The sequence below is a fragment of the Allobosea sp. 47.2.35 genome (assembly GCF_024655635.1).
Classification (GTDB): domain Bacteria; phylum Pseudomonadota; class Alphaproteobacteria; order Rhizobiales; family Beijerinckiaceae; genus Allobosea.
Genome location: NZ_JANLGI010000002.1, coordinates 135,248 through 157,449 on the forward strand (window position 1 = coordinate 135,248; position 22,202 = coordinate 157,449).

The 22,202-nt window shown below is 66.7% G+C and carries 22 protein-coding genes; 17 read left to right on the forward strand and 5 right to left on the reverse strand.

All coding sequences use genetic code 11. The annotated features are described in order from the left end of the window. Nucleotides 1-11 precede the first annotated feature (11 nt). On the reverse strand, nt 12-542 hold the full coding sequence (locus tag NUV79_RS03310) for a CoA-binding protein (RefSeq protein ID WP_257731661.1): 531 nt from the start codon (nt 540-542) through the stop codon (nt 12-14). 208 nt (nt 543-750) lie between these two features. Further along, nucleotides 751-1,563: an enoyl-CoA hydratase gene (locus tag NUV79_RS03315; RefSeq protein ID WP_257731662.1), complete on the reverse strand. Its 813-nt coding sequence runs from the start codon at nt 1,561-1,563 to the stop codon at nt 751-753. Nucleotides 1,564-1,665: 102 nt separating this feature from the next. On the opposite strand from NUV79_RS03315, the gene NUV79_RS03320 reads away from it, so the two are divergent. The 9 genes from NUV79_RS03320 (at nt 1,666) to NUV79_RS03360 (ending at nt 8,289) form a co-directional block, all read left to right on the forward strand. Continuing rightward, entirely contained in the window at nt 1,666-2,082 is a 417-nt protein-coding gene (locus NUV79_RS03320; RefSeq protein WP_257731663.1) for a PaaI family thioesterase, read from the forward strand. Nucleotides 2,083-2,286: 204 nt separating this feature from the next. Then, nucleotides 2,287-2,751 carry a 50S ribosomal protein L13 gene (rplM, locus tag NUV79_RS03325; RefSeq protein WP_257731664.1) on the forward strand — a complete coding sequence of 155 codons (465 nt, stop codon included), beginning with the start codon at nt 2,287-2,289 and terminating at the stop codon, nt 2,749-2,751. Nucleotides 2,752-2,753: 2 nt separating this feature from the next. Then, nucleotides 2,754-3,233 (forward strand): 30S ribosomal protein S9, encoded by a 480-nt coding sequence (rpsI, locus tag NUV79_RS03330; RefSeq protein ID WP_257731665.1) that lies wholly within the window; start codon nt 2,754-2,756, stop codon nt 3,231-3,233. A 99-nt stretch (nt 3,234-3,332) separates the two neighbouring features. Beyond that, nucleotides 3,333-4,085, forward strand: coding sequence for an SDR family oxidoreductase (locus NUV79_RS03335; protein WP_257731666.1), 753 nt, complete (start codon nt 3,333-3,335; stop codon nt 4,083-4,085). A gap of 56 nt (nt 4,086-4,141) precedes the next feature. Next, nucleotides 4,142-4,420, forward strand: a complete 279-nt coding sequence (locus tag NUV79_RS03340; RefSeq protein WP_257731667.1) for a hypothetical protein — start codon at nt 4,142-4,144, stop codon at nt 4,418-4,420. Nucleotides 4,421-4,435: 15 nt separating this feature from the next. Further along, nucleotides 4,436-5,392, forward strand: coding sequence for an agmatinase (gene speB, locus NUV79_RS03345; RefSeq protein ID WP_257731668.1), 957 nt, complete (start codon nt 4,436-4,438; stop codon nt 5,390-5,392). A gap of 100 nt (nt 5,393-5,492) precedes the next feature. Beyond that, a complete protein-coding gene (locus tag NUV79_RS03350) occupies nt 5,493-5,960 on the forward strand; it encodes a YybH family protein (RefSeq protein ID WP_257731669.1) in 468 nt (155 codons plus the stop codon). A gap of 187 nt (nt 5,961-6,147) precedes the next feature. Beyond that, the gene (gene argC / locus NUV79_RS03355; RefSeq protein ID WP_257731670.1) at nt 6,148-7,083 is read left to right on the forward strand and encodes an N-acetyl-gamma-glutamyl-phosphate reductase; all 936 of its coding nucleotides are present in this window, start codon (nt 6,148-6,150) and stop codon (nt 7,081-7,083) included. Nucleotides 7,084-7,188: 105 nt separating this feature from the next. Beyond that, on the forward strand, nt 7,189-8,289 hold the full coding sequence (locus tag NUV79_RS03360; RefSeq protein WP_257731671.1) for a helix-turn-helix transcriptional regulator: 1,101 nt from the start codon (nt 7,189-7,191) through the stop codon (nt 8,287-8,289). A 259-nt stretch (nt 8,290-8,548) separates the two neighbouring features. Here NUV79_RS03360 and NUV79_RS03365 read toward each other — a convergent pair whose 3' ends face one another. Beyond that, entirely contained in the window at nt 8,549-9,397 is an 849-nt protein-coding gene (locus NUV79_RS03365) for a fumarylacetoacetate hydrolase family protein (protein WP_257731673.1), read from the reverse strand. Nucleotides 9,398-9,828: 431 nt separating this feature from the next. On the opposite strand from NUV79_RS03365, the gene NUV79_RS03370 reads away from it, so the two are divergent. Together NUV79_RS03370 and aac(6') are read left to right on the forward strand one after the other, a co-directional pair. Beyond that, nucleotides 9,829-11,166, forward strand: a complete 1,338-nt coding sequence (locus NUV79_RS03370) for an OmpP1/FadL family transporter (RefSeq protein WP_257731674.1) — start codon at nt 9,829-9,831, stop codon at nt 11,164-11,166. Nucleotides 11,167-11,245: 79 nt separating this feature from the next. Further along, nucleotides 11,246-11,770 (forward strand): aminoglycoside 6'-N-acetyltransferase, encoded by a 525-nt coding sequence (gene aac(6') / locus NUV79_RS03375; RefSeq protein ID WP_465246825.1) that lies wholly within the window; start codon nt 11,246-11,248, stop codon nt 11,768-11,770. A gap of 11 nt (nt 11,771-11,781) precedes the next feature. Here aac(6') and phaC read toward each other — a convergent pair whose 3' ends face one another. After that, a complete protein-coding gene (gene phaC / locus NUV79_RS03380) occupies nt 11,782-13,602 on the reverse strand; it encodes a class I poly(R)-hydroxyalkanoic acid synthase (protein WP_308218156.1) in 1,821 nt (606 codons plus the stop codon). 115 nt (nt 13,603-13,717) lie between these two features. Here phaC and NUV79_RS03385 point away from each other — a divergent pair, with 115 nt between their 5' ends. The 5 genes from NUV79_RS03385 (at nt 13,718) to glpX (ending at nt 18,474) form a co-directional block, all read left to right on the forward strand. Beyond that, nucleotides 13,718-14,080, forward strand: a complete 363-nt coding sequence (locus NUV79_RS03385) for a hypothetical protein (protein ID WP_257731676.1) — start codon at nt 13,718-13,720, stop codon at nt 14,078-14,080. Between the two features lie 183 nt (nt 14,081-14,263). After that, nucleotides 14,264-15,484, forward strand: a complete 1,221-nt coding sequence (locus NUV79_RS03390) for an LL-diaminopimelate aminotransferase (RefSeq protein ID WP_257731677.1) — start codon at nt 14,264-14,266, stop codon at nt 15,482-15,484. A gap of 105 nt (nt 15,485-15,589) precedes the next feature. Beyond that, nucleotides 15,590-16,021 (forward strand): hypothetical protein, encoded by a 432-nt coding sequence (locus tag NUV79_RS03395; protein WP_257731678.1) that lies wholly within the window; start codon nt 15,590-15,592, stop codon nt 16,019-16,021. A gap of 60 nt (nt 16,022-16,081) precedes the next feature. Then, a complete protein-coding gene (locus NUV79_RS03400) occupies nt 16,082-17,434 on the forward strand; it encodes a homoserine dehydrogenase (protein ID WP_257731679.1) in 1,353 nt (450 codons plus the stop codon). Between the two features lie 41 nt (nt 17,435-17,475). After that, nucleotides 17,476-18,474 carry a class II fructose-bisphosphatase gene (glpX, locus tag NUV79_RS03405; RefSeq protein WP_257731680.1) on the forward strand — a complete coding sequence of 333 codons (999 nt, stop codon included), beginning with the start codon at nt 17,476-17,478 and terminating at the stop codon, nt 18,472-18,474. 49 nt (nt 18,475-18,523) lie between these two features. Here glpX and NUV79_RS03410 read toward each other — a convergent pair whose 3' ends face one another. Continuing rightward, nucleotides 18,524-20,179, reverse strand: a complete 1,656-nt coding sequence (locus NUV79_RS03410; protein ID WP_257731681.1) for an FAD-binding dehydrogenase — start codon at nt 20,177-20,179, stop codon at nt 18,524-18,526. 118 nt (nt 20,180-20,297) lie between these two features. Between NUV79_RS03410 and recJ the strand changes: the two genes are divergently transcribed. Continuing rightward, the gene (gene recJ / locus NUV79_RS03415) at nt 20,298-22,103 is read left to right on the forward strand and encodes a single-stranded-DNA-specific exonuclease RecJ (RefSeq protein ID WP_257731979.1); all 1,806 of its coding nucleotides are present in this window, start codon (nt 20,298-20,300) and stop codon (nt 22,101-22,103) included. The last annotated feature ends 99 nt before the right edge of the window (nt 22,104-22,202 follow it).

Sequence of the window (22,202 nt, forward strand, 5' to 3'; positions counted from 1 at the left end):
GGCAGGCCGCGTCAGGTTCCCGGCCGATGGATCGTCAGCTTCTGGAAGCCCTTGCCGGCGAGCACCGGCTTCTTCGCAGAGAGGATGCGCGAGTTGATGCCTTGCCAGCCGATCTCGCCGGAGAGCCGGCCATATTCGATCTTCGGGCAGCGGTTCATGATGACGGTGACGCCCTTCGCCTCGGCCCGTGCGGCGGCTTCGTCGTTGCGCACCGACAACTGCATCCAGATCACCTTGGGCAGCGGATCGAGCGTCAGCGCCTCCTCGGTGATCGGGCCGGCCGCTTCCGAGTTGCGGAAGATCTCGACCATGTCGACCGGGCCGGGGACGTCCTTGAGCGCGGCATAGACCGTCTTGCCGAGGATCGTCTGGCCCGCGAGGCCGGGATTGACCGGGACGACGTCGTAGCCGCGGTCGATCAGGTATTTCGTCACGATCCAGCTCGGCCGCGCCTCGTTGGCGGAGGCGCCGACCAGCGCGATCCGCTTCACGGATTTCAGGATGTCGCGGATCAGGCTGTCGGGATAGGCGTCGTGGGTCATCTGGCAGTCCGCATAGGGAAGGGCGCGGGGGAACCCCTCTCCTTACAGGATAGGGGTAGGGGTGAGGGGGAGGCCGTTGGACATTTGAGCGCCACCTGACCGCTGCCGCGGTGAGGCGGAGGCTTCGCTGGTCCGGGGCCTACACCTCACCCCTGCCTCTCTCCTTACAGGAGAGGGGTTCCCCGCGCATGTCCGTCGATGGTGCGATTCAATTCTCCCACACCGGCGCGCGCTTTTCCACGAAGGCGCCGATGCCTTCCTCGGCGTCCCGCGCCAGCATGTTCTCGACCATCACCGCCGAGGCGTGATCATAAGCCGCCTTCAGCCCCATCTCACGCTGCTCGTAGAAGGCGCGCTTGCCGATCTTGATTGTCGCCGGCGATTTTGAGGCGATGATGCTGGCGAGCCTCTGCGCTTCCGCCAGCGCGCCGCCAGCCGGCACGACTCGGTTGACGAGGCCCATCCGGGCCGCTTCGTCAGCCGGCACCATCTCGCCGAGCAGCAGCATCTCCAGCGCGTGTTTGGCGGAGAGATTGCGCGACAGGGCAACCATCGGCGTCGAGCAGAACAGGCCGATATGGACGCCAGGCGTGCAGAAGCGCGCGGCCTCGCCCGCGACCGCAAGGTCGCAGCTCGCGACGAGCTGGCAGCCGGCGGCCGTCGCGGTGCCTTCGACAGCCGCGATCACCGGCTGGGGCAGGGCGGTGATCTGCTGCATCATCGCCGAGCAACGCCCGAGGATGTCCGCAAAATAGGCCCGGCCCCGGTCGGCATCGGCGCGGTGGGCGGTCATCTCCTTGAGATCGTGCCCGGCGCTGAACACCGGCCCGGCGGCGGTGAGGATCACGACCTTGACCGTGCGATCAGCCGCGATGGCAGTGAAGGCCTGGCTCAAAGCGGCCAGCATCGCCTCGCTCAGCGGGTTGCGCACTTGGGGGCGGTTCAGCGTCAGCGTCGCGACGCCCTGCGCATCCGCGCGCAGCAGGACGGGCACGGCCTCCGGCTTGTGATGGGCGTTCATCGCGCTTCCCTTCCGCATTTCCGCCTATTGTCGGAGCCGGCCGGCCATGCTGCAAGGGGATAAGCCCTATTGCAGCCTGTGGTTTTCCGCATGACGACCCGCATGAGCGCCTCCGAGATCGACGCCTATCTCGACGAGGTCTTTCCCCAGCTCCACTATGGCGGGCGCACTTATTTCATCGAGGAGGTCGGGCCGATGACGGCCCGCATGCGCTGCGACTATCACGAGAAGCACCTGCGCCCCGGCGGCACCATCTCGGGCCCGACCATGATGGCGCTGGCCGATCTCGCGCTCTATGCGGCGATCCTCGCCCAGATCGGGCCGGTCGGCCTCGCGGTGACGACGAGCCTCAATTTCAACTTCCTGCGCAAGCCCGGCCAGGCGGCACTCATCGGCGAGGCCAGGCTGCTCAAGCTCGGCAAGCGCCTCGCGGTCGGTGAGGTCTGCCTCTATTCGCAGGGCGAGGCCGACATGGTCTGCCACGCGACGGGGACCTACTCCATTCCGGCGGTGCGATGACCGCATGCATACCGAAACGCAGCGCAGAACAGTATACGGTATCTGGATACCGTTTTTCTCAGTGGCTTGAAAAATCGAAGTTTTCCGCTTTTGAGCGCTGATTGTAGCGCTTGACAGCCGGCTTCCCTGCCCCTATTCCCACGCCACACCGCCGCCGGGCTCTCCGGCGGCTTGTCCTTTTTTACGCAACCGAAGGGTACCGCGATGAAGACCACCGTCTCGCTCAAGCCCGCCGATGTCGAAAAGAAGTGGGTTGTGATCGACGCCTCCGGGCTCGTCGTCGGCCGTCTCGCCTCCGTTGTGGCGATGCGTCTGCGCGGCAAGCACAAGGCCGCCTACACCCCCCACGTCGACTGCGGCGACAATGTCATCGTCATCAACGCCGATAAGGTCTCCCTGACCGGCCGCAAGCGTGACCAGAAGGTGTACTACCACCACACTGGCTTCCCGGGCGGCATCAAGGAGCGTTCGGCCAAGTTCATCCTGGAAGGCCGCTTCCCTGAGCGCGTCGTCGAGAAGGCCGTCGAGCGCATGCTGCCGCGCGGCCCGCTCTTCCGCCAGATCCTCGGCAACCTGCGCGTCTACAAGGGCGCGGAGCATCCGCACGCTGCCCAGTCGCCGGAGGCGCTCGACGTCGCCGCGCTCAACAGCAAGAACAAGAGGGTCTGACCGTGGCTGAAGTTCTGCAGTCTCTCTCCCAGCTCGGCGACGTCGCCAAGCCCGCTCAGCCGGAAGCCCCGGTCCACGTCAAGAAGGTCGACGCCCAGGGCCGCGCCTATGCCACCGGCAAGCGCAAGAACGCCATCGCCCGCGTCTGGATCAAGCCGGGTTCCGGCAAGGTCACCGTCAACGGCCGCGACCAGGAGATCTACTTCGCTCGCCCGGTGCTGCGCCTCGTGCTCAAGCAGCCGCTGCAGCTGGTCGATCGCCTGACCCAGTACGACGTCGTCGTCTCGGTCAAGGGCGGCGGTCTCTCCGGCCAGGCCGGTGCGGTTCGCCACGGCATCTCCAAGGCGCTGACCCACTATGAGCCGGAGCTTCGCGGCCCGCTCAAGAAGGAAGGCTTCCTGACCCGCGACTCGCGTGTCGTCGAGCGTAAGAAGTTCGGTAAGGCCAAGGCCCGCCGCAGCTTCCAGTTCTCGAAGCGCTGATCGTTTCCGGGATTACCGGTATGCGGAAGGGCGGCTCGCAAGAGCCGCCCTTTTCGTATTGGCTGGCCTCTCGCGTCCGATCAGCAGGAGCCATGCGACATGATCCGCCCCGTTCTTCTCGTTACCGGCGGCAGCCGCGGCATCGGCGCCGCGACCTGCATCATGGCGGCCGGGCGCGGCTACGATGTCGCGGTGAACTACCAGAGCAACGCCAAAGCCGCCGACGAGGTCGTCGCGGCCTGCGTGGGGAAGGGCGCGACGGCCGTGGCGCTTCAAGGCGACATGGCTGATGAAGCCGATATCATCCGGGTCTTCGCGGAGGCGAGGGCGGCGCTGGGACAGCTGACCCATGTCGTCAACAATGCCGGCATCACGGGCAGGTCGGGGCCGCTCGTCGACACCGACGCCGCAATTATCCGCGAATGTATCGACGTCAACGTCACCGGCGCGATCCTCGTTGCGCGCGAAGCCGCCCGGGCGCTCATGGCAAACGAGGACGCCGAGGGCAGGGCGATCGTCAACATCTCCTCTATCGCGGCGGAACTGGGTTCGCCCGGCGAATATGTCTGGTACGCCGCCTCGAAGGGCGCGGTGGATTCCCTGACCATCGGCTTGGCCAAGGAGCTGGCGGGTCACGGCATCCGCGTGAACGCGGTTGCGCCCGGCATCACCGAGACGGAGATCCACGCGCTCTCGACCGGTGAGGCTGGACGCGTCGCGCGGATCGCGCCGTTGATCCCGCTGAAGCGCGCCGCGACGGTCGATGAAATCGCCGAGGCCGTGCTGTTCCTGCTCTCGCCGGCGTCGAGCTACACGACCGGCATCATCCTGAAGGTCGGTGGCGGGCGTTAGCGTCAGCGGCAGACGGCCACTCGCGTGCCGTTCGGCTCTGATGTAGCAAGAAGCCCATGCGCGTCCTCCTCATCCTGATCGCCTTCGGCATGATTGCCGTGCCGGCCCTGCTGATGCTGGCGCGCGAGGAGTTGCCGCGTGGGCGGCGCATCGGCCGGGCGCTGGTGATTTTCCTGGCACCGGCTGTCGCTCTCGGCTTCATCCATGGCGTGCCGGAGCTCGACGGACGCGCGCTCAACAATCCGAACGCCTGGACGATGCTGCGGCTGGTGCTGACCGCGCTGGCGCTGATCCTGCCCTGGTGTCTCTATGTCTGGTTCAATGCGCGCCGCTGACGCTCTGAGACGATCATGACCGAAGCCGCCGACAAGCCGCCGATCGATCACGCCTTCACCGGTGACAGGCGCGACGGCGCTGCCGACCCGACCTATGCCGGCGCGCTCTCGTTCATGCGCCGTCGCTATGGCAAGGACGTCGCGGGCGCCGATCTGGTGATCTGGGGTGTGCCCTTCGATCTTTCCGTCACCAATCGGCCGGGTACGCGCTTCGGTCCACAAGCGATCCGCCGCGCCAGCGCGATCTTCGACGGCGATCCGCAATATCCGTCGGGTATCGATCCCTTTGCCCGGCTCTCGGCTATCGATTACGGCGATTGCGCTTTGCCGCGCGGCGATCTCCAGGGCTGTTCCCGCGCGATCGAGGCGGAAGCAGCCGGCATTCTCGCGTCCGGCGCCCATCTCGTCACGCTCGGCGGCGACCATTTCGTCACCTTGCCGCTGCTGCGCGCCCATGTCGCCCGCCACGGCAAGCTGGCGCTGATCCAGTTCGACGCCCATCAGGACACCTGGGACGATGGCCCGGGCGGCATCGGCCATGGCAGCTTCGTTCTGGAGGCGGTGCGCGAGGGGCTGATCGATGTCGAGCGCTCGATCCAGGTCGGCATCCGCACCGTCGCCCCGCGCGATTGCGGCATCGCCATCCTCGACGCCTACGAGGCGCAGGAGCTCGGCGTCGCCGGGGTGGTGCGGCGCATTTGCGAGCGGGTCGAGGAGGGTGCGGCCTATCTGACCTTCGACATTGATGCGCTCGACCCCGCCTTCGCACCGGGTACGGGCACGCCGGTCTCGGGCGGCTTCAGCGCCGAACAGGCGCTGCGCATCCTCTGGGCGCTGCGCGACCTCGATATCCGCGGCATGGACGTGGTCGAGGTCTCGCCGCCCTACGACCATGCCGACATCACCGCGATCGCAGCCTCGACCATCGTCCAGCATCATATTCAGGCGCTGGCTTTGAAGCAGGGCGATTGAAACGATCTGCGAGACGGCGGAATCAATCTGCGAAGGCCCTTCTTCAAGCCTTTCGTTGGATTCCGCTTTTGGGCTTTGACCCCGATGGAGAGATTTCGCCATGACAGGAACAGGCGCAGCATCCGCCGACTGCTTTCCCGCCGCATTGGCCGCTCTGCGCAGCGCCTTGGCCGATGTCGCCAATGGCGATGTACGGGCGATCAAGGAACTCTATTCGCATAGCCATGAGGCGACGAGCTTCTATGGCTGGGGCGGTTACGAGAAGGGTTGGGAGGCTGTCTCCCGGCGCTGGGACTGGGCTGCGGAGCAGTTCAAGGGCGGCACCGTCTCACATGAGAACATCACCACCGTGCTTGGAGATCCCATCGCTCTCGTCACCGATATCGAGACCTTCGAGGTCGCGATGACGCCGGGCGCCCCGCCCGCGCGCTGGACCAATCGCGTCACCCATGTCTTCCGCTTCGAAGAGGGCGGCTGGCGCCTGTTGCATCGGCACGCGAACCGGCTGGAGGGGCGGTACGATCCGGCCAATAGGCTTCAGGCAGCGGGTGCGGCTCCACGAGATTGACAGCCGCGCGCCTTGCGAACATATACGGTGCCATGATGATGAGCTTCATCCGACGTCGCCCTGTCCAGGCCGCTCCGGCGCGCCCGCGATGACGCTCGGCTGACGTCCGAACGCCCGCGACCGCGCCACCGAGCGCGGTTTTTTTATGCCTTTAGCCAACTCGCCTGCCCAGCCACCGGGGGTCCCGATGAGCCAGAACCTGAAAACCATCTTCATCGACGGCGAAGCCGGCACCACCGGTCTCGGCATCCGCGAGCGCCTGGCCGTGGTGCCTGAGGTCGCGGTCAAGAGCATCGATCCCGACAAGCGCAAGGACCCCGCCGCCCGCAAGGACATGATGGCGAGCGTCGACCTCGTCGTGCTTTGCCTGCCCGATGAGGCCGCCAAGGAATCAGTCGCGCTCGCCGACCAGCTCGGCTCCGACGCGCCGAAGATCGTCGATGCGGCGACAGCCCATCGCGTCGCGCCGGGCTGGGTCTATGGCTTCGCCGAGCTTGAGCCGGGCCATGCCGAGAAGATCGCCAGGGCCGACCGGGTCGCCAACCCCGGCTGCTATCCCACCGGCGCCATCGCGCTGCTGCGTCCGCTCGTCGATGCCGGCCTGATGGCGCAGGATCATCCCGTCACGGTCAACGCGGTCTCCGGCTACTCCGGCGGCGGCAAGTCGATGATCGAGGATTTCGAGACCGGCGTCGCCCCTGCCTTCGAGCTTTACGGCCTCGGGCTCCGGCACAAGCACCTGCCCGAATTGCAGGCCTATGCCCGGCTGACCCGGCGGCCGATCTTCGTGCCCTCGGTCGGCAATTTCCGGCAGGGCATGCTGGTCTCCGTGCCGCTGCATCTCGACACGCTGCCGGGCCGGCCGGGCGTCGCCGACCTCCACCATGCGCTCGCCGAGCGCTATGCTGGATCGACCTATGTCAGCGTGCTCCCGCAGGACGGCCAAAACGGCAAGATCGAGCCGGAAGCGCTGAACGACACCAACAAGCTGGAGCTCACCGTGTTCGGGCAGGACGATCTCGGCCAGGCGGTCCTGGTCGCGCGGCTCGACAATCTCGGCAAGGGCGCCTCGGGTGCGGCGGTGCAGAACATCCGCCTGATGCTCGGCCTGCCTGAAGGCTGAAACTGCCTCCGGTGCGCGACGGAGACATTTTGTCTCCTCTGTTCAGAGGAGACAATTTCGCGTCGCGCGCGTTAAAGTAGTCGTCCCCCTGGGCGAGGGATGGACGTGGCAGGCGACGAATTCGAGAATGCGCTGATCGACGGCATCTATGAAGCCGCGATCGTTCCTGAAAGCTGGCCGGCGGTGCTGCGCGATACCGCGCGGATCGCCCATTGCCGCGAAGCATTGCTCGGGACCGTGCTGCATGACGAGGTGCGCCTGCTCGCTTCGTCGCCGGAGTTCTGCGAGAGCTACGAAGAGGTGTTGCGCCGCATTCCGTTGCCGGTCAACGAGCGGGCGCAGCGCCTGCTCGTGCATGGGCGGCACGGCTTCATCACCGACGAGGACGTCTTTACCGGCGACGAGATCGCCCGGGAGCCTGTCTATCAGGAGCACCTGATCCCGGCCGGCTACGGTTCGGGAGTCGCGACCGTGATCGGCGCGCCGACCGGCGATACGACGATCGTCCATTGCGAGCGGACCTTCGCGGAGGGCACCGTCGATGGCCAGGCCATCGCCGCGCTCGACCGGCTGCGACCGCATTTCGCCCGGGCCGGACTGCTCGGGCGCCGGCTGGCGATGGAGCGCGCGCGCGCCGCCTCGCAGGCCCTAGAGCTGATGGGGCTGCCGGCTGCGGTTCTCAGCCTGCGTGGCCATCTGCTTGATGCCAATGCCCTGTTCCAGGACCTGATGCCGGGCGTGTTCCTGGATCGCGCCGCCCGGCTGACCCTTGCGCACGCTCCGGCCGACGAGATGCTGGCGGCGGTGATCGCAGGGTTCTCGCGCTCGGATCTGCCTCAGCTGGTTCGCTCGCTGCCGATCCCGTCCAATCGCGGCGAGAGCCCGATGGTGGTGCATGTCGCGCCGATACGCGGCCGGGCGCGCGATGTCTTCTCCTTCGCCGGCGCCATCATCGTCGCGACGCCCGTCGCTGCGGGGGCAGGGCCGGATGCCGGGCTGATCGCCGGCTTGTTCGACCTGACGCCGGCGGAAGCGCGGCTGGCGGCCGTCATCGCGGGCGGCCATCCGCCGCGGGATGCGGCGTCGCGTCTTGGCGTGACCGAGGCCACGGCGCGCACGACGCTGAAGCGCATCCTCGCCAAGACCGGCACGCGCCGGCAGGCCGATCTCGTCGGCTTGTTGAAGAGCGCGACCGGGCCGCGCTGAAACGCTGAGCTGGAAACCCCCCATTTGGGGGATGGCAAACGGCGATGCCGACGTCAGAGTGGGGTTCTCAAGAGAGGCCGCAAGGCCACAGGCGAGTATCAGCTTGCGCTGCCGAAGCTGGGTCAAGCGGCTTCGGCAGTGCTTTTTCGCTCTGGCTCGCTGCACTGCCTGTTTTTGTCTTGCTATCGGGCCACTGACCAGCCGGCCGTGATCCTCTTGCCGCCAAAATGAAAGGGGCGCCGAAGCGCCCCTGCCATGGTCACCCCTTGTAGGGGATGAAGTTCTGCTTCTGCACCCCGAGGCCCTCGATCCCGAGGGTGACGACCTCGCCGCCCTTGAGGAAGCGCGGCGGCTTGAAGCCGAGGCCGACGCCCGGAGGCGTACCGGTGGTGATGACGTCGCCCGGATCGAGCCGCATGAACTGGCTGATATAGTGGACCAGGTAGGCGGCACCGAAGATCATCGTCTTGGTCGAGCCGTTCTGCACGCGCTCGCCATCGACCTCGAGCCACATGCCGAGATTCTGGATGTCCTTGATCTCGTCGGTGGTGACGAGCCAGGGGCCGAGCGGCCCGAAGGTCGGGCAGCCCTTGCCCTTGGCCCACTGGCCGCCGCGCTCCTGCTGGAAGGCGCGCTCGGAGACGTCGTTGCAGACGCAGAAGCCGGCGATCGCCGCCATCGCGTCCTTTTCCTCGATATAGGAGCCGCCGTCGCCGATCACGATCGCGAGTTCGACCTCCCAGTCAGTCTTCTGCGAGCCCTTCGGGATGATCACGTCGTCATTCGGTCCGACGATGCAGTTCGGGGCCTTGTTGAAGAGGATCGGCTCCTTCGGGATCTCGGCGCCGGTCTCGGCGGCGTGATCGGCGAAGTTGAGGCCGACGGCGATGAAGTTGCGCACATCCGCGACGCAGGCGCCGATGCGCGGCGAGCCCGAGACGAGCGGCAGGGATTCCGGCGCCAGAGCCTTGACCTTGGCGAGCGAGGCAGAGGTCAGCGCCTTGCCGCCAAGATCGGAAATGACGCCGGACAGGTCGCGCAACCCGCCCTTGGCATCGAGGAGGGCCGGCTTTTCCTGGCCCGGTGCGCCGTAGCGGAGCAGTTTCAAGGTGTTTCCCCCGTTTTCAAACGATCTAAATGGGTGGGATGGATTCTGAGCGGATGCCGGCCGGAAACACAAGCCCGTCATCGCGCATGGGGCATCCGCGATCAGCAGGCGGCCGGATTGTGGCGCGAATGCAACGGAGCTTCTCAAAGCGACAAATGCCGCTACGGGAGCTGCTGTCAACGCGCCGGAGCCGAAAGGCCCGAAAACCAGCAATAGTTCTTATGTAAACGATATCTTTCTGAACAATCTCGCCGGCGCATGCTCGGAAATCATCGCTTTTGGGCTGTTTTCGATGATGCTGAGGGCAAATGAGGGGATCGTGTGGCAATTTCTGGGCGCTTGAAGCGGGATTGCGGCGGGAAACGGCTCGGGTCATGCTTCGAATCAAGCGGGGTGTCTGGCCTCGAAGAACCTAAACCGGGATGGATTCGATGAAGGGCCTTGTTCGTACCGCCGCAGCCGCCACGGTTTCGCTCGCCGCTCTCCTTGCGGCTGGAGCGGCCTCGGCCAGCTCGTTCGCCATCCGCAGCGGCCAGAGCGCCGAAGGCCTCGGCATGGCCTATGCCGGCGCGGCCTCGGGCGGCATCGGCATGGGTTCGATGGCCTGGAACCCGGCGACCATCACCATGTTCCCCGGCCGCAATAGCAACTGGAACTTCACCTATCTCTATGCCAATGGCGATTATCAGCCGAATTCGGTGACGCGTCTCGGCTCGCCTGTCGGCCCCGCCAGCCCGATCCAGGGCGGCACGGGCAATATCGGTGGTGACGGCGCCTTCATTCCCGCGTCCTACTCCGCCTGGCAGCTGACGGACCGGTTCTGGATCGGCCTGACGACCGGTGCGCCTTACGGGCTGCGTTCCAAGGCCGAAAATCAGGTCCATGCGGGTCAGGTCTATGGCCGGTCTGCCAAGGTCCGTTCGATCAACGTCTCTCCGACCATCGGTTATCAGGTCAATGACTGGCTCTCGATCGGTGCCGCCTTCCAGATTCAGTACCTGAAGGCCAATCTGAAGACTGCGACCGGCGCGAACATCGGTCAGGCTATCGGTCCGACGGCCCCGAACCAGATTCTGGACGGTGACACGGTCGATTACGGTTTCCGTTTCGGCGCGACCTTGACGCCGTTCCAAGGCACCACGATCGGTATCGCTTATCGCTCCTCGATCCGGCAGACGCTGGAAGGCGACCTCGGTACCTTGGCCGGCGTCGTGCCGATCAAGGCCAACCTGAACCTGCCGGACTCGGTCGTCTTCGGCATCTCGCAGGTCATCAATGAGCAGTGGCAGGCCCATCTCGGCGTGGAATGGACGAACTGGAGCCGCTTCCGCCGGATCCCGATCGTCAGCCAGATTTCCGGCCGTCCGGTTTCGGGGCTGAACTTCGTCTATGACGACAGCTGGTTCTTCAGCGGCGCCGTCGAGTACAAGTACAACCGGGACCTGACCCTGCGAGCCGGCGTGGCCTACGAGCTTTCGGCGGTCAACGATACCAACCGGACGGTGTTCATCTCGGACAACGACCGCCTCTGGCTGTCGGCCGGTGCGAGCTATCAGGTGACCGACAAGCTGAAGCTGGACCTCGGCTACACCTACATCCACGTGAACAAGGCTGCCGTGAACTACACGGGTGCCCACCCGCAGCAGGGCCCGGTGTTCTACAGCGCCGAAGCCAAGCCCTATATCCACATTCTTTCGGCTGGCCTGACCTACCGCTGGGACAATCCCGCCGAGACGATCCCGGTCCAGCCGGTGGTCCGCAAGTACTGAGCGGCATCGATCGCCATCACGAGAAAGCCGGCCTTCGGGCCGGCTTTTTTGTTGTCGTTTTGCTGCCGGCTTTTCCGGGATGCTGGCACCCGCGCCGCGCGGTTGGAATGTACGCCACGGCGGCTTGGAGCAGGTAATGTCGATCACGATCGGGCGGGCCGGCAGACAGCATCTCTCCGCATGGGCGGCCCTGAGGGCAGAACTCTGGCCTGATGAGGGAGCCGAACAGCATCGAGACGAGTTGGCCGACGTGTTGTCAGCCGGCAGCGATCGCGATTTCGCCTGCGTCGCCCTGACAGCGGAGGGCGTCTGCGTCGGCTTCGCCGAGGCTGCCTTGCGGACCGACTATGTCAATGGCTGCGAGACGTCGCCGGTCGTCTTCCTCGAAGGCATCTTCGTGGCTGAGCCGCACCGGCGATCCGGGATCGCCCGGAGGCTCTGCCGCGCCGTCGAGGATTGGGGACGCGCGCGCGGCTGCTCGGAATTCGCCTCCGACGCTGCGATCGACAATGCCGGGAGCCTTGCGCTGCATCGCGCGCTCGGCTTCGTCGAGACCGAGCGCGTGGTTTACTTCCGCAAGGCCGTCGGCGCGACCGGCGCCTGACCGGGAAGGCCTCAGGCCTTCGCCTTCACATAGGTCCCGGGCGCATCGGCGAGCGCCTTAAGCTTGCCGCCGCCCGGCTCGCGTGCCGCGACCTTCTTCGGCGCCTGCGCCTCCAGCCAGCCGAACCAGTGCGGCCACCAGGAGCCCGGATGCTCGTCCGCCTTGGCCAGCCAGTCGGCATAGCGGCCCTTGGCCGGCCCGCTGGTCCAGTACTGGTACTTCACCTTGGCCGGCGGATTGACGACGCCGGCGATATGCCCGGAGCCGGCGACGACGTGCTCGACCGGTCCGCCGAAGCATTGCGAGCCGTTGAAGACCGACTGCGCGGGGGCGATATGGTCCTCGCGCGCCGCGAGATTGTAGATCGGGACGGTCACCTGCTTGAGATCGAGCGTCTTGCCGCCGATCCGCATCTCGCCCTTGGAGAGCTTGTTGTCGAGGTAGCAGTTGCGCAGATAGAAGGAGTGGTTCGCCGCCGGCATCCGGGTGGAATCCGAGTTCCAGTAGAGCAGGTCGAAGGGCGTCGGCGCCTTGCCCTTCAGGTAGTTGTTGACGGCGTAGGACCAGATCAGGTCGTTCGGCCTGAGCATGTTGAAGGCGCCGGACATGCGCGAGCCGTCGAGATAGCCGGTCCGGGCCATCTGCTCCTCGATCGCGCGAATCTGCTCCTCGTCGACGAAGACCGAGAGCTCGCCGGCCTGCGAGAAATCGACCTGCGTGGTGAAGAAGGTCGCGCTCTCGATGCGCTTGTCGCGCACCGCCGCCATATAGGCCAGCGTCACGCCAAGCAGCGTGCCGCCGACGCAGTAGCCGATCGCCGAGACCTTCTTCTCGCCTGTCGCGTCCTCGATCGCATCGAGCGCTGCGAAGATGCCCTCGCGCATGTAGCTCTCGAAATCCTTGGCGGCATGGCGCGCATCCGGATTGACCCAGGAGATGCAGAAGACCGTCAGCCCCTGCTCGACGCACCAGCGGATGAAGCTCTTCTCCGGGTTGAGGTCGAGGATGTAGAACTTGTTGATCCAGGGCGGCACGATCAGCAGCGGCCGTTTCAGCACCTGTGGTGTCGAGGGCGCATACTGGATCAGCTCGATGATCTCGTTGCGGAAGATGACCTTGCCCGGCGTCGTCGCGATATTGACGCCGACCTCGAAGGCGCTGCCGTCGGACTGGCGGATCTTGAGCTCGCCGCCGCCGGCCTCGACATCCTCGGCATACATCTTCATGCCGCGCACGAGGTTCTCGCCGTTCTGCTGCATCGTCTCGCGCAGCAGTTCGGGGTTGGTCGCGACGAAATTGGTGGGCGAGAGGGCGCCGGCGATCTGCTTGATGTAGAAGCGGGCCTTCTCGCGCGTGTGCGGATCGAGATCGTCGGCCTTGTCGACCATCGTCTCGGCCCAGCGCGAGCCGATCAGATAGGCCTGCTTGATGAAGTCGAAGGTCGGATGGTTGGTCCAGTCCGGGTCCTTGAAGCGGCCGTCGCGCTTGTCAGGCTCGGCGACGGGTGCGACCTCCTCGCCGCTGGCGCGCTTCAACGCGGTGCTCCAGAGATTCATGAAGTCGCCCGTCAGCGAGGCCTGCGCCTCGATGATCTTGGAGGGGTCGTTGACCCAGCGCTCGGCGACGCGGCCCAGCGTCTTGACCATGTCGCTGGCCTCGTCGGCCTGGCCGGTCTTGGCCTCGCCGCGCTCGATCGGCTTCAGATAGGCGGCGGTGACCTTCCCATACTCCTCGACGAGCCGGCCCATATTCTGCGCGAACTGGTCGAAGTCCGGGGCAGCGGCCTCAGCCGGGCCGGTGGTGTCCTTCGCCCTGTCGCTTTTTCCGCTCATGGCCTGCCCTTTCCCCCGCTCGTTATAGGATAGCGCATCGCGCTCCATTTTGGTCCTATTAAGGACGCAGCCGCTGTGCTTTACCAAGCAAAATCGACAACCGCTGGATGTCCCGATGCCGACTGAAATCTCCGCGAAAAAGCCGCTCCTGATTCCGGCGGCCCTGGTTGCGGTGGGCGTGGCGCTCGCCGGCTGCGGCAGCGACGAGGGCTTCAAGGGCGTGGCCGAGGCTGCGGGCCTGGCGACCACGCCGCAGGAATCCAAGGCCTTCGTGCGGGAAACCCGCCCGGCCGATCTCGAATACGTCCCAGTCGGGTCGAGTGTGACGCGCACCGCGCCGCGCAAGCCGGTCGAGGACTACAAGAAGATCGAGGCCGCGCTCGAGGCCAAGCAGAAAGCCAATGAGGCTGCCGGCAACACCGCCAAGGCGCTCGGCACGACGCCGCCGCCGGAGCCGGCAAAAATCCCCAAGAACTGAGAACAGGTCCGGCCGAAGCGCCGGATTGCTCGGGCGGGCGCCTTCGTGCGCACCGCGAATCGCAAGAACTTGCGTATTTTGCTCTGTCATGACGAAAGATGCGGTGCTAAGCACCCTCGACGCAAGGATGTAATCCCGGCGCAATCATGACACCGCCCGTCGGCGGCCGAGGACCTGTTCGAGATGACCGATTTTCACCGTATCAAGCGCCTACCGCCTTACGTTTTCGAACAGGTCAACAAGATCAAGGCCGCCGAGCGCGCCAAGGGCGTCGACATCATCGATCTCGGCATGGGCAATCCCGACCTGCCGGCTCCGAAGCACGTCATCGAGAAGCTGGTCGAGACCGCCGGCAAGCCGCGCACCGATCGCTATTCAGCCTCGAAGGGTATCGGTGGCCTGCGCCGCGCCCAGGCGAACTATTACGAGCGCCGTTTCGGCGTGAAGCTGAACCCCGACACGCAGGTCGTCGCGACGCTGGGCTCCAAGGAAGGCTTCGCCAACATGGCGCAGGCCATCACCGGGCCGGGCGACGTCGTGCTGGTGCCGAATCCGAGCTACCCGATCCACGCCTTCGGCTTCTTGATGGCCGGCGGCGTGATTCGCTCCGTCCCGGCCGAGCCGACGCCGGCGATGTTCCCGGCGCTGGAGCGGGCGATGATGCATTCGGTGCCGAAGCCGATCGCGCTCGTCACCTGCTACCCGGCCAATCCGACCGCCTATGTTGCTTCGCTCGATTTCTACCGGGACCTCGTCGCCTTCGCGAAGAAGCACGAGCTGATCCTGCTCTCCGACCTCGCCTATGCCGAGGTCTATTTCGACGACAAGAATCCGCCGCCCTCGATGCTGCAGGTGCCGGGCGCGATCGATGTCGCGGTCGAGTTCACCTCGATGTCGAAGACCTTCTCGATGGCCGGCTGGCGCATGGGCTTCGCCGTCGGCAACGAGCGCCTGCTGGCGGCGCTGGCACGGGTGAAGTCCTATCTCGATTACGGCGCCTATACGCCGATCCAGGTTGCGGCGGCGGCAGCCCTCAACGGCCCGGATGATTGCATCCGCGAGATGCGCGATATCTATCGCAAGCGCCGCGATGCGCTGGTCGAGAGCTTCGGCAAGGCCGGCTGGGAGTTTCCGGCGCCGGAAGCGTCCATGTTCGCCTGGGTCGCGATCCCCGAGAAGTTCCGCCATCTCGGCTCGCTGGAATTTTCGAAGCTGCTGATCGAGAAGGCCGAGGTCGCGGTCGCGCCGGGCATCGGCTTCGGCGAGCATGGCGACGACTATGTCCGCATCGCCATCGTCGAGAACGAGCAGCGCATCCGCCAGGCCGCGCGCAATATCGGCCGCTTCCTCAAGGGCGCCGACACGACGCTGCACAACGTCATCCAGATGCCGAAGGCCGGCTAGGGCGGGGCGGCTGCGGCATTGCATGCCTCTGGACCGCGCCCGCAAAACATGGGAACCGATGCGATGCGGACGGATCGCTCCGCATCGCGCCCGGGGCTCGCTTCCATGTCACGCAAAGGCCGTCTGCTCGGCGTCGCTTTCGCCGTCTTCGCGCTGATCTGCCTCGTCGCGACCTATGACTATTCCCGCGGCCGCATCCCGCAGACGCGCTCGGCCCTGGTCTCAGATGTGCTGGCCGTCACCAATGGCCGCGAATGCGCGCGTGACGCGACCGAAATCGTCCTGCGCTACATCCCGGTCGGGACCGGCCGGGCCGATGCCGAGCGCATCCTCTCGGAAGTTACGATCGATCCACCCAAGCCGTGGTTCTGGACCCCCGCCGTCGAGAACAGCACCGTTTCCCAGGGGACGACGATCGAAGCGCTGCACACCATCAAGGCGACCGCCTTCGGCACCAATCTGCTGCGCATCTATCTCGGTTTCGAGGATGGCAAGGTGAAGCGCGTCGCGGCCGAGGTCGTCTGCCATTTCGGCTGAAGCTGGGCTCGCTACGGCTTCCACGTTGACTCGCGCCGCACCTCATGCGACGCCGCGCGCATGACCAGCGTGCCTCTTTCGCCTGCCTCCCAGCCCCTGCGCATCGGACTTGCCGGCCTCGGCACGGTCGGCGCTTCCACCTTGCGCATCCTGCGCCGTCAGGAGAACGCGCTGGCGGCGCGCTGCGGCCGCACGATCCGCGTCACCGCCGTCTCGGCACGCGACCGCAACCGCGACCGCGGCATCGATCTCGCCGGGCTCACCTGGTTCGACGATCCGGTCGCGCTGGCGAAATCGGATGAGATCGACTGCCTGGTCGAGCTGGTCGGCGGCTCGGACGGTCCGGCCAAGGCGGCCGTCGAGGCGGCTCTGTCCGCCGGCAAGCATGTCGTCACTGCCAACAAGGCGCTGCTCGCGGCACATGGCGTCGCGCTCGCCGATCTCGCCGAGAGCAAGGGCGTGGCGCTCGCCTTCGAGGCCTCCTCGGCCGGCGGCATCCCGGTCGTGAAGACCCTGCGCGAGGCGCTGGCCGGCAACAATGTCAGCCGCATCTCCGGCATCCTCAACGGCACCTGCAACTACATCCTCTCGCGCATGGAGCAGGAGGGCCTGACCTTCGAGGCCTGCCTGAAGGATGCCCAGCGCCTCGGCTATGCCGAAGCGGACCCGACTTTCGACGTCGAAGGCTTCGACACCGCCCACAAGCTCGCGATCCTGACGAGCCTCGCCTTCGGTACGAAGATCGACGCCGAAGCGATTCATGTCGAAGGCATTTCGGCGATCACGCCGCTCGACCTCAAGATGGCTGACGATCTCGGCTACCGCATCAAGCTGCTCGGCGTCGCCGAGCGCACCAAGACCGGCATCGAGCAGCGCGTGCACCCGACCATGGTGCCGAAATCCTCCCCCATCGCGCAGGTGATGGGCGTGCTCAACGCCGTCAGCGTCGATGCCGACGCCGTCCGCGAGATCACGCTGGTCGGCCCCGGTGCTGGCGGCGACCCGACGGCCTCGGCCGTCGTCGCCGATATCGCCGATGTCGCGCGCGGCACGGCCGGCCTGCCCTTCGGCCTGCCGGTTGCCCGCCTGGAAGAGGCGAAGCGCGCGCCGATGCAGCGCCATGAAGGCGGCTACTATGTTCGCCTCGCTGTTGCAGACCGCCCCGGCGCCGCGGCGGCGATCGCGACCCGCATGGCGGAAGCCGACATCTCGCTGGAAAGTATTGTCCAGCGCCGCTCGCCCGAGGCTGCCAACCGCGATCCGGGCGGCCGCTCGGGCGCGCCGGTCCCGGTGGTGCTCATCACCTATGCCACCAGCGAGACCACGATCCGCGCCGCGCTGGAGAAGGTCACCGCCGACGGTCATGTCGCGGAACCGCCGCAAGTCATCCGCATAGAGCGGGAACAGGCCTGACCGGCCATACCTGCCAAACTCATTGCAAGGGGACTCTTTTCATGTCCGTCGATCTCCGCATCTCCCCCGACCAGATCATCGAGCGTTATCTCTCGATGGAACTCGTGCGCGTCACCGAGCGTGCCGCCGTCGCCGCGGCCCGCCTGCGTGGCCATGGCAACGAGAAGGCGGCCGACCAGGCCGCGGTCGACGCGATGCGCCGCGAGCTGAACCGCCTGCCGATCGATGGCGAGATCGTCATCGGCGAGGGCGAGCGCGATGAGGCGCCGATGCTCTTCATCGGCGAGAAGGTCGGCAACAAGCAGGGTCCGAAGGTGCATATCGCGGTCGATCCGCTCGAGGGCACCACGCTCTGCGCCAAGGACATGCCCGGCTCGATCGCCGTGATGGCGATGGCCGGCGCCGGCAGCCTGCTCTATGCCCCTGACGTCTACATGGACAAGATCGCTTGTGGTCCGGGCTATCCCAAGGGCGTGATCGACCTCGACGCCTCGCCGGCCGACAACATCAATGCGCTCGCCAAGGCCAAGGGTGTGAAGCCGAGCGAGATCTCGACACTGATCATGGACCGCCCGCGCCATGCCAAGCTGATCGAGGAAGTCCGCAAGACCGGCTGCTCGATCCGCCTGATCACCGATGGCGACGTCGCCGGCGTGATCTTCTGCACCCAGCCCGAGAAGACCGGCATCGACCTCTATCTCGGCATCGGCGGCGCGCCGGAAGGCGTGCTCGCTGCGGCGGCGCTGCGCTGCGTCGGCGGCCAGATGCAGGGCCGTCTTATCCTCGACACCGAGGAGAAGCGCGTCCGCGCCGCCGGCATGGGCGTCAAGGACCCCAACAAGAAATACGACATGTCGGAGATGGCCTCGGGCGACGTCATCGTCTGCGCCACCGGCGTCACCGATGGCGGCATGCTCTCGGGCGTGCGCTTCGGCAAGGATTTCATCGAGACCGAGACGCTGGTCTACCGCTCGATCACCGGCACGGTTCGCCGCATCTATGGCGAGCACCGCGAGTTCTCTAAGTTTCAGCTCGACTGAGTTTCCATAGCCGTCATTCCGGGGTTGCGCCTCGGAATGACGCTGGAGACTATCCAACAGCGCCCGCCGCCGCTCGCCCGGCGGCGCGGCCCGAGAAGATGCAGCCGCCGAGGAAGGTGCCTTCCAGCGCCCGGTAGCCATGCACGCCGCCGCCGCCAAAGCCGGCGGCTTCGCCCGCCGCATAGAGCCCGGGTACCGGCTCGGCTACCTCGTCCAGCACGCGCGACGACAGATCCGTCATCAGCCCGCCCAGCGATTTCCGTGTCAGGATGTTGAGCCTGACGGCGATCAAAGGCCCGTGGGCTGGGTCGAGGATGCGGTGCGGCTTGGCGGTGCGGATCAACCTGTCGCCGAGATAGTTGCGCGCGCCGCGCAACGCCGTGACCTGCAGGTCCTTGCCGAAGGGGTTGTCCAGAGCCCGGTCGCGTGCTTCGACCTGCTCGCGCAGATGCGCCTCGACGATCAGGTGTTCCCCGGCAAGCGCGTTCATGCGCGCGACGAGTCGCGAAAAATCGCTCTCGACGATGAAATCCGCGCCCTTGTCCATGAAGGCCTGCACCGGGCCGGGCACGCCGCCGCCGGCACGGCCCAGCACCTGCTTCCAGCTCTTCCCCGTCAGGTCGGGGTTCTGCTCCGAGCCCGACAGCGCGAATTCCTTGGCGATGATGCTGCGATTCAGCACGAACCAGGAATAGTCGAAGCCGGTCTTCATGATGTGCTCGAGCGTGCCCAGCGTGTCGAAACCGGGGAAGAGCGGCACCGGCAGGCGGTTGCCGCGCGCGTCGAACCAGAGCGAGGACGGGCCGGGCAGGATGCGGATGGCATGCCTCGGCCAGATCGGCGCCCAGTTGGCGATGCCCTCGACATAGTGCCACATCCGGTCGCCGTTGATCAGGCGTCCGCCCGCCGCCTCAGCCACGCCGAGCATGGCGCCATCGACATGATCCGGCACGCCCGAGAGCAGGCGGGCAGGGGCCTGGCCCAGCCGCGCCGGCCAGTTAGCCCGGACGAGGTCGTGATTGCCGCCAATGCCGCCCGAGGTGACGATCACGGCCCGCGCCTTCAGGCTGAACGAGCCCGTGACGCCGCGCCCGCTCTTCTCGCCACGCGCGACCGAACTCGACTCCAGCACCTCGCCCTCCACACCATCGATCACCCCACCGCTTTTGCTGATGCCGGTGACACGATGGCGGAAGCGGAAGGAGAGCAAGCCCCTCGCCTGTGCCTCCTTCGCCCGGCGCAGGAAGGGCTCCAGCACGCCAGGCCCCGTGCCCCAGGTCACATGGAAGCGCGGCACCGAGTTGCCGTGGCCGGTGGCGAGATAACCGCCGCGCTCGGCCCAGCCGACGACCGGAAACCAGCGCATGCCCATCGCATGCAGCCAGCTTCGCTTCTCGCCGGCGGCGAAATCGAGATAGGCCTCGGCCCAGCGCCGCGGCCAGTCGTCCTCCGGCCGGTCGAACCCGGCCGAGCCGAACCAGTCGTCATGGGCGAGCGCGCGCGAATCGCGGATGCGCAGGCGCCGCTGCTCGGGGCTGTCGACGAAGAACAATCCGCCCAGTGACCAGAAGGCCTGCCCGCCGAGCGACTGCTCCGGCTCCTGGTCGAGCAGCACAACCTTGCGCCCGGATTCTGCAACCTCGCAGGCTGCGACGAGGCCGGAAAGCCCCGCGCCGACGATCGCCACATCGGTTTCGTGCTGCATGATCTCCCCGCGATGCCGCTTTGCCGATGGTCTGCCCGTACTATGGCGAGGCTACCGGGCCCGGCCAAGTTCGACGCTGGTTGACCTCGCGCCCGCTATGCGCGACGCCGTTGGCACGATGAGTCTGGTGCAGCAGTCCCGTATTTTCCTCGGCGTGAGCCGTTCGGCGCTCGGCCGCCCCTGGCGTGATCGCCTCGATACGGCAGGGCTCGGCCGGGCCGAGGCGCTCTCCCAACGCGAAGGGCTTTCCGACATCCTCGCGCGCCTGCTCGCCTCGCGCGGCGTCGAGCCGGCCGAGGCCGCACTCTTCCTCGAGCCGAAGCTGCGCGACCTGCTGCCCGATCCCGCCGTCCTCACCGACATGGAAGCAGCTGCCGCCCGCCTGGCGCAGGCCGGCATCAAGGGAGAGCGCGTCGCGATCTTCGGCGACTACGACGTCGACGGCGCCTGTTCCTCGGCCCTGCTGGCCGGTTTTCTCACACAGGCCGGTGCCCGCCCGCGCATCCACATCCCCGACCGCCTGATCGAGGGCTATGGCCCCAATAGCGAAGCGATCCGCATGCTGGCGGGCGAGGGCGCGACCCTGCTCGTCACTGTCGATTGCGGCACCACCAGCGAGGATCCCCTGGCGGAAGCGCGCCGGCTCGGCCTCGATGTCGTCGTGCTCGATCACCATCAGGCACCGGAGCGGCTGCCCGCCGTCGAGGCGCTCGTCAATCCGAACCGGCAGGACGATCTCTCCGGCCTTGGCCATCTCTGCGCCGCCGGCGTCGTCTTCCTGGCGCTGGTTGCAACCAGCCGCACGCTGCGCCGTCAGGGCCATTGGGCTACGCGCGGGAGCGAGCCCGATCTGCTGGCGATGCTTGATCTCGTCGCGCTGGCGACGGTGGCTGACGTTGTGCCCTTGCAGGGGCTCAACCGCGCCTTCGTCCGGCAGGGGCTGGCGATGATGCGCAGCCGCACGCGGCCGGGCCTCGCCGCGCTGATGGACGTCTCCGGCCTCGACGGGCCGATCCAGCCCTGGCATCTCGGCTTCCTGCTCGGCCCGCGCATCAATGCCGGCGGGCGCATCGGCGATGCCGCGCTCGGCGCGCGCCTGCTCCTGACCGATGACGAGGTCGAGGCGCGCACCATTGCGACCGAGCTCAATCGGCTCAATCAGGAGCGTCAGGAGATTGAGCGCCTCGCCGTGCTGGAGGCGGTCTCACAGGCCGAGCAAGAACTCGCCGGCATGGCTGAGCTGCCGGTCCTGCTCGCGGGCAGCGCCGAATGGCATCCCGGCATCGTTGGCCTCGTCGCGGCCCGCCTCAAGGAGCGTTTCCGGCGCCCTGCTTTCGCGCTGGCGCTGAACGGGGAGGGCGGCGCGACCGGTTCCGGCCGCTCGATCGCGGGGGTCAATCTCGGTCGTGCCGTGCGTGCGGCCGTCGAAGCCGGCCACGCGATCAAGGGCGGGGGGCACGCCATGGCGGCGGGCGTGACGCTGGCGGTGGGGCAGGCCAACGCCTTCCAAGCCTTCCTCAACGAGCATCTTCAGCACGAGGTCGATGCAGCCGGCGATGCGGAAGCGCTGCTCGTGGATGCCGCGCTGAGCGCGGGCGGCGCCACGCCGCGTCTTCTCGCCGAGATCGACAAGGCCGGCCCCTTTGGCTCGGGAAGTCCGGAGCCGGTCTTCGTCTTCCCGGCACATCGCCTGACCGACGCCATCGAGATCGGCTCCGGCGGCCATGTCCGTATCAAGCTGCGTTCGGGCGATGGCGCCAGCATCGGAGGAATCGCCTTCCGCGCCGCGCAGGAGCCGTTGGGGCAGGCCCTGTTCGCCGCGCGCGGCGAGCTGGTGCATCTCGCCGCGACGCTTTCGCTCAATCGCTGGGGCGGCCGGGAAACGGCGGAACTGCGCATCCTCGACCTTGCCCGGCCGGCCTGAGGCGCTGCCGGCTATTTTCTTGTGAACAGGTGCTTGCGGAGCGGCAGGGCTGCCACTATACCTCGCCCCGCTTCGGCACGAACCCCAGCGGTTCGCGGC

Excerpts from the sequence above, each read along its gene's own strand:
- NUV79_RS03370 (WP_257731674.1), top strand. The coding sequence starts at position 9,829 with ATGAAGGGCCTTGTTCGTACCGCCGCAGCCGCCACGGTTTCGCTCGCC.
- recJ (WP_257731979.1), top strand. The coding sequence starts at position 20,298 with ATGAGTCTGGTGCAGCAGTCCCGTATTTTCCTCGGCGTGAGCCGTTCG.
- NUV79_RS03410 (WP_257731681.1), bottom strand. The coding sequence starts at position 20,179 with ATGCAGCACGAAACCGATGTGGCGATCGTCGGCGCGGGGCTTTCCGGC.
- NUV79_RS03335 (WP_257731666.1), top strand. The coding sequence starts at position 3,333 with ATGATCCGCCCCGTTCTTCTCGTTACCGGCGGCAGCCGCGGCATCGGC.
- NUV79_RS03395 (WP_257731678.1), top strand. The coding sequence starts at position 15,590 with ATGTCACGCAAAGGCCGTCTGCTCGGCGTCGCTTTCGCCGTCTTCGCG.
- argC (WP_257731670.1), top strand. The coding sequence starts at position 6,148 with ATGAGCCAGAACCTGAAAACCATCTTCATCGACGGCGAAGCCGGCACC.
- phaC (WP_308218156.1), bottom strand. The coding sequence starts at position 13,602 with ATGAGCGGAAAAAGCGACAGGGCGAAGGACACCACCGGCCCGGCTGAG.
- NUV79_RS03340 (WP_257731667.1), top strand. The coding sequence starts at position 4,142 with ATGCGCGTCCTCCTCATCCTGATCGCCTTCGGCATGATTGCCGTGCCG.
- NUV79_RS03320 (WP_257731663.1), top strand. The coding sequence starts at position 1,666 with ATGAGCGCCTCCGAGATCGACGCCTATCTCGACGAGGTCTTTCCCCAG.
- rplM (WP_257731664.1), top strand. The coding sequence starts at position 2,287 with ATGAAGACCACCGTCTCGCTCAAGCCCGCCGATGTCGAAAAGAAGTGG.
- NUV79_RS03400 (WP_257731679.1), top strand. The coding sequence starts at position 16,082 with ATGACCAGCGTGCCTCTTTCGCCTGCCTCCCAGCCCCTGCGCATCGGA.
- glpX (WP_257731680.1), top strand. The coding sequence starts at position 17,476 with ATGTCCGTCGATCTCCGCATCTCCCCCGACCAGATCATCGAGCGTTAT.
- NUV79_RS03385 (WP_257731676.1), top strand. The coding sequence starts at position 13,718 with ATGCCGACTGAAATCTCCGCGAAAAAGCCGCTCCTGATTCCGGCGGCC.
- NUV79_RS03390 (WP_257731677.1), top strand. The coding sequence starts at position 14,264 with ATGACCGATTTTCACCGTATCAAGCGCCTACCGCCTTACGTTTTCGAA.
- NUV79_RS03310 (WP_257731661.1), bottom strand. The coding sequence starts at position 542 with ATGACCCACGACGCCTATCCCGACAGCCTGATCCGCGACATCCTGAAA.
- NUV79_RS03350 (WP_257731669.1), top strand. The coding sequence starts at position 5,493 with ATGACAGGAACAGGCGCAGCATCCGCCGACTGCTTTCCCGCCGCATTG.
- NUV79_RS03315 (WP_257731662.1), bottom strand. The coding sequence starts at position 1,563 with ATGAACGCCCATCACAAGCCGGAGGCCGTGCCCGTCCTGCTGCGCGCG.
- speB (WP_257731668.1), top strand. The coding sequence starts at position 4,436 with ATGACCGAAGCCGCCGACAAGCCGCCGATCGATCACGCCTTCACCGGT.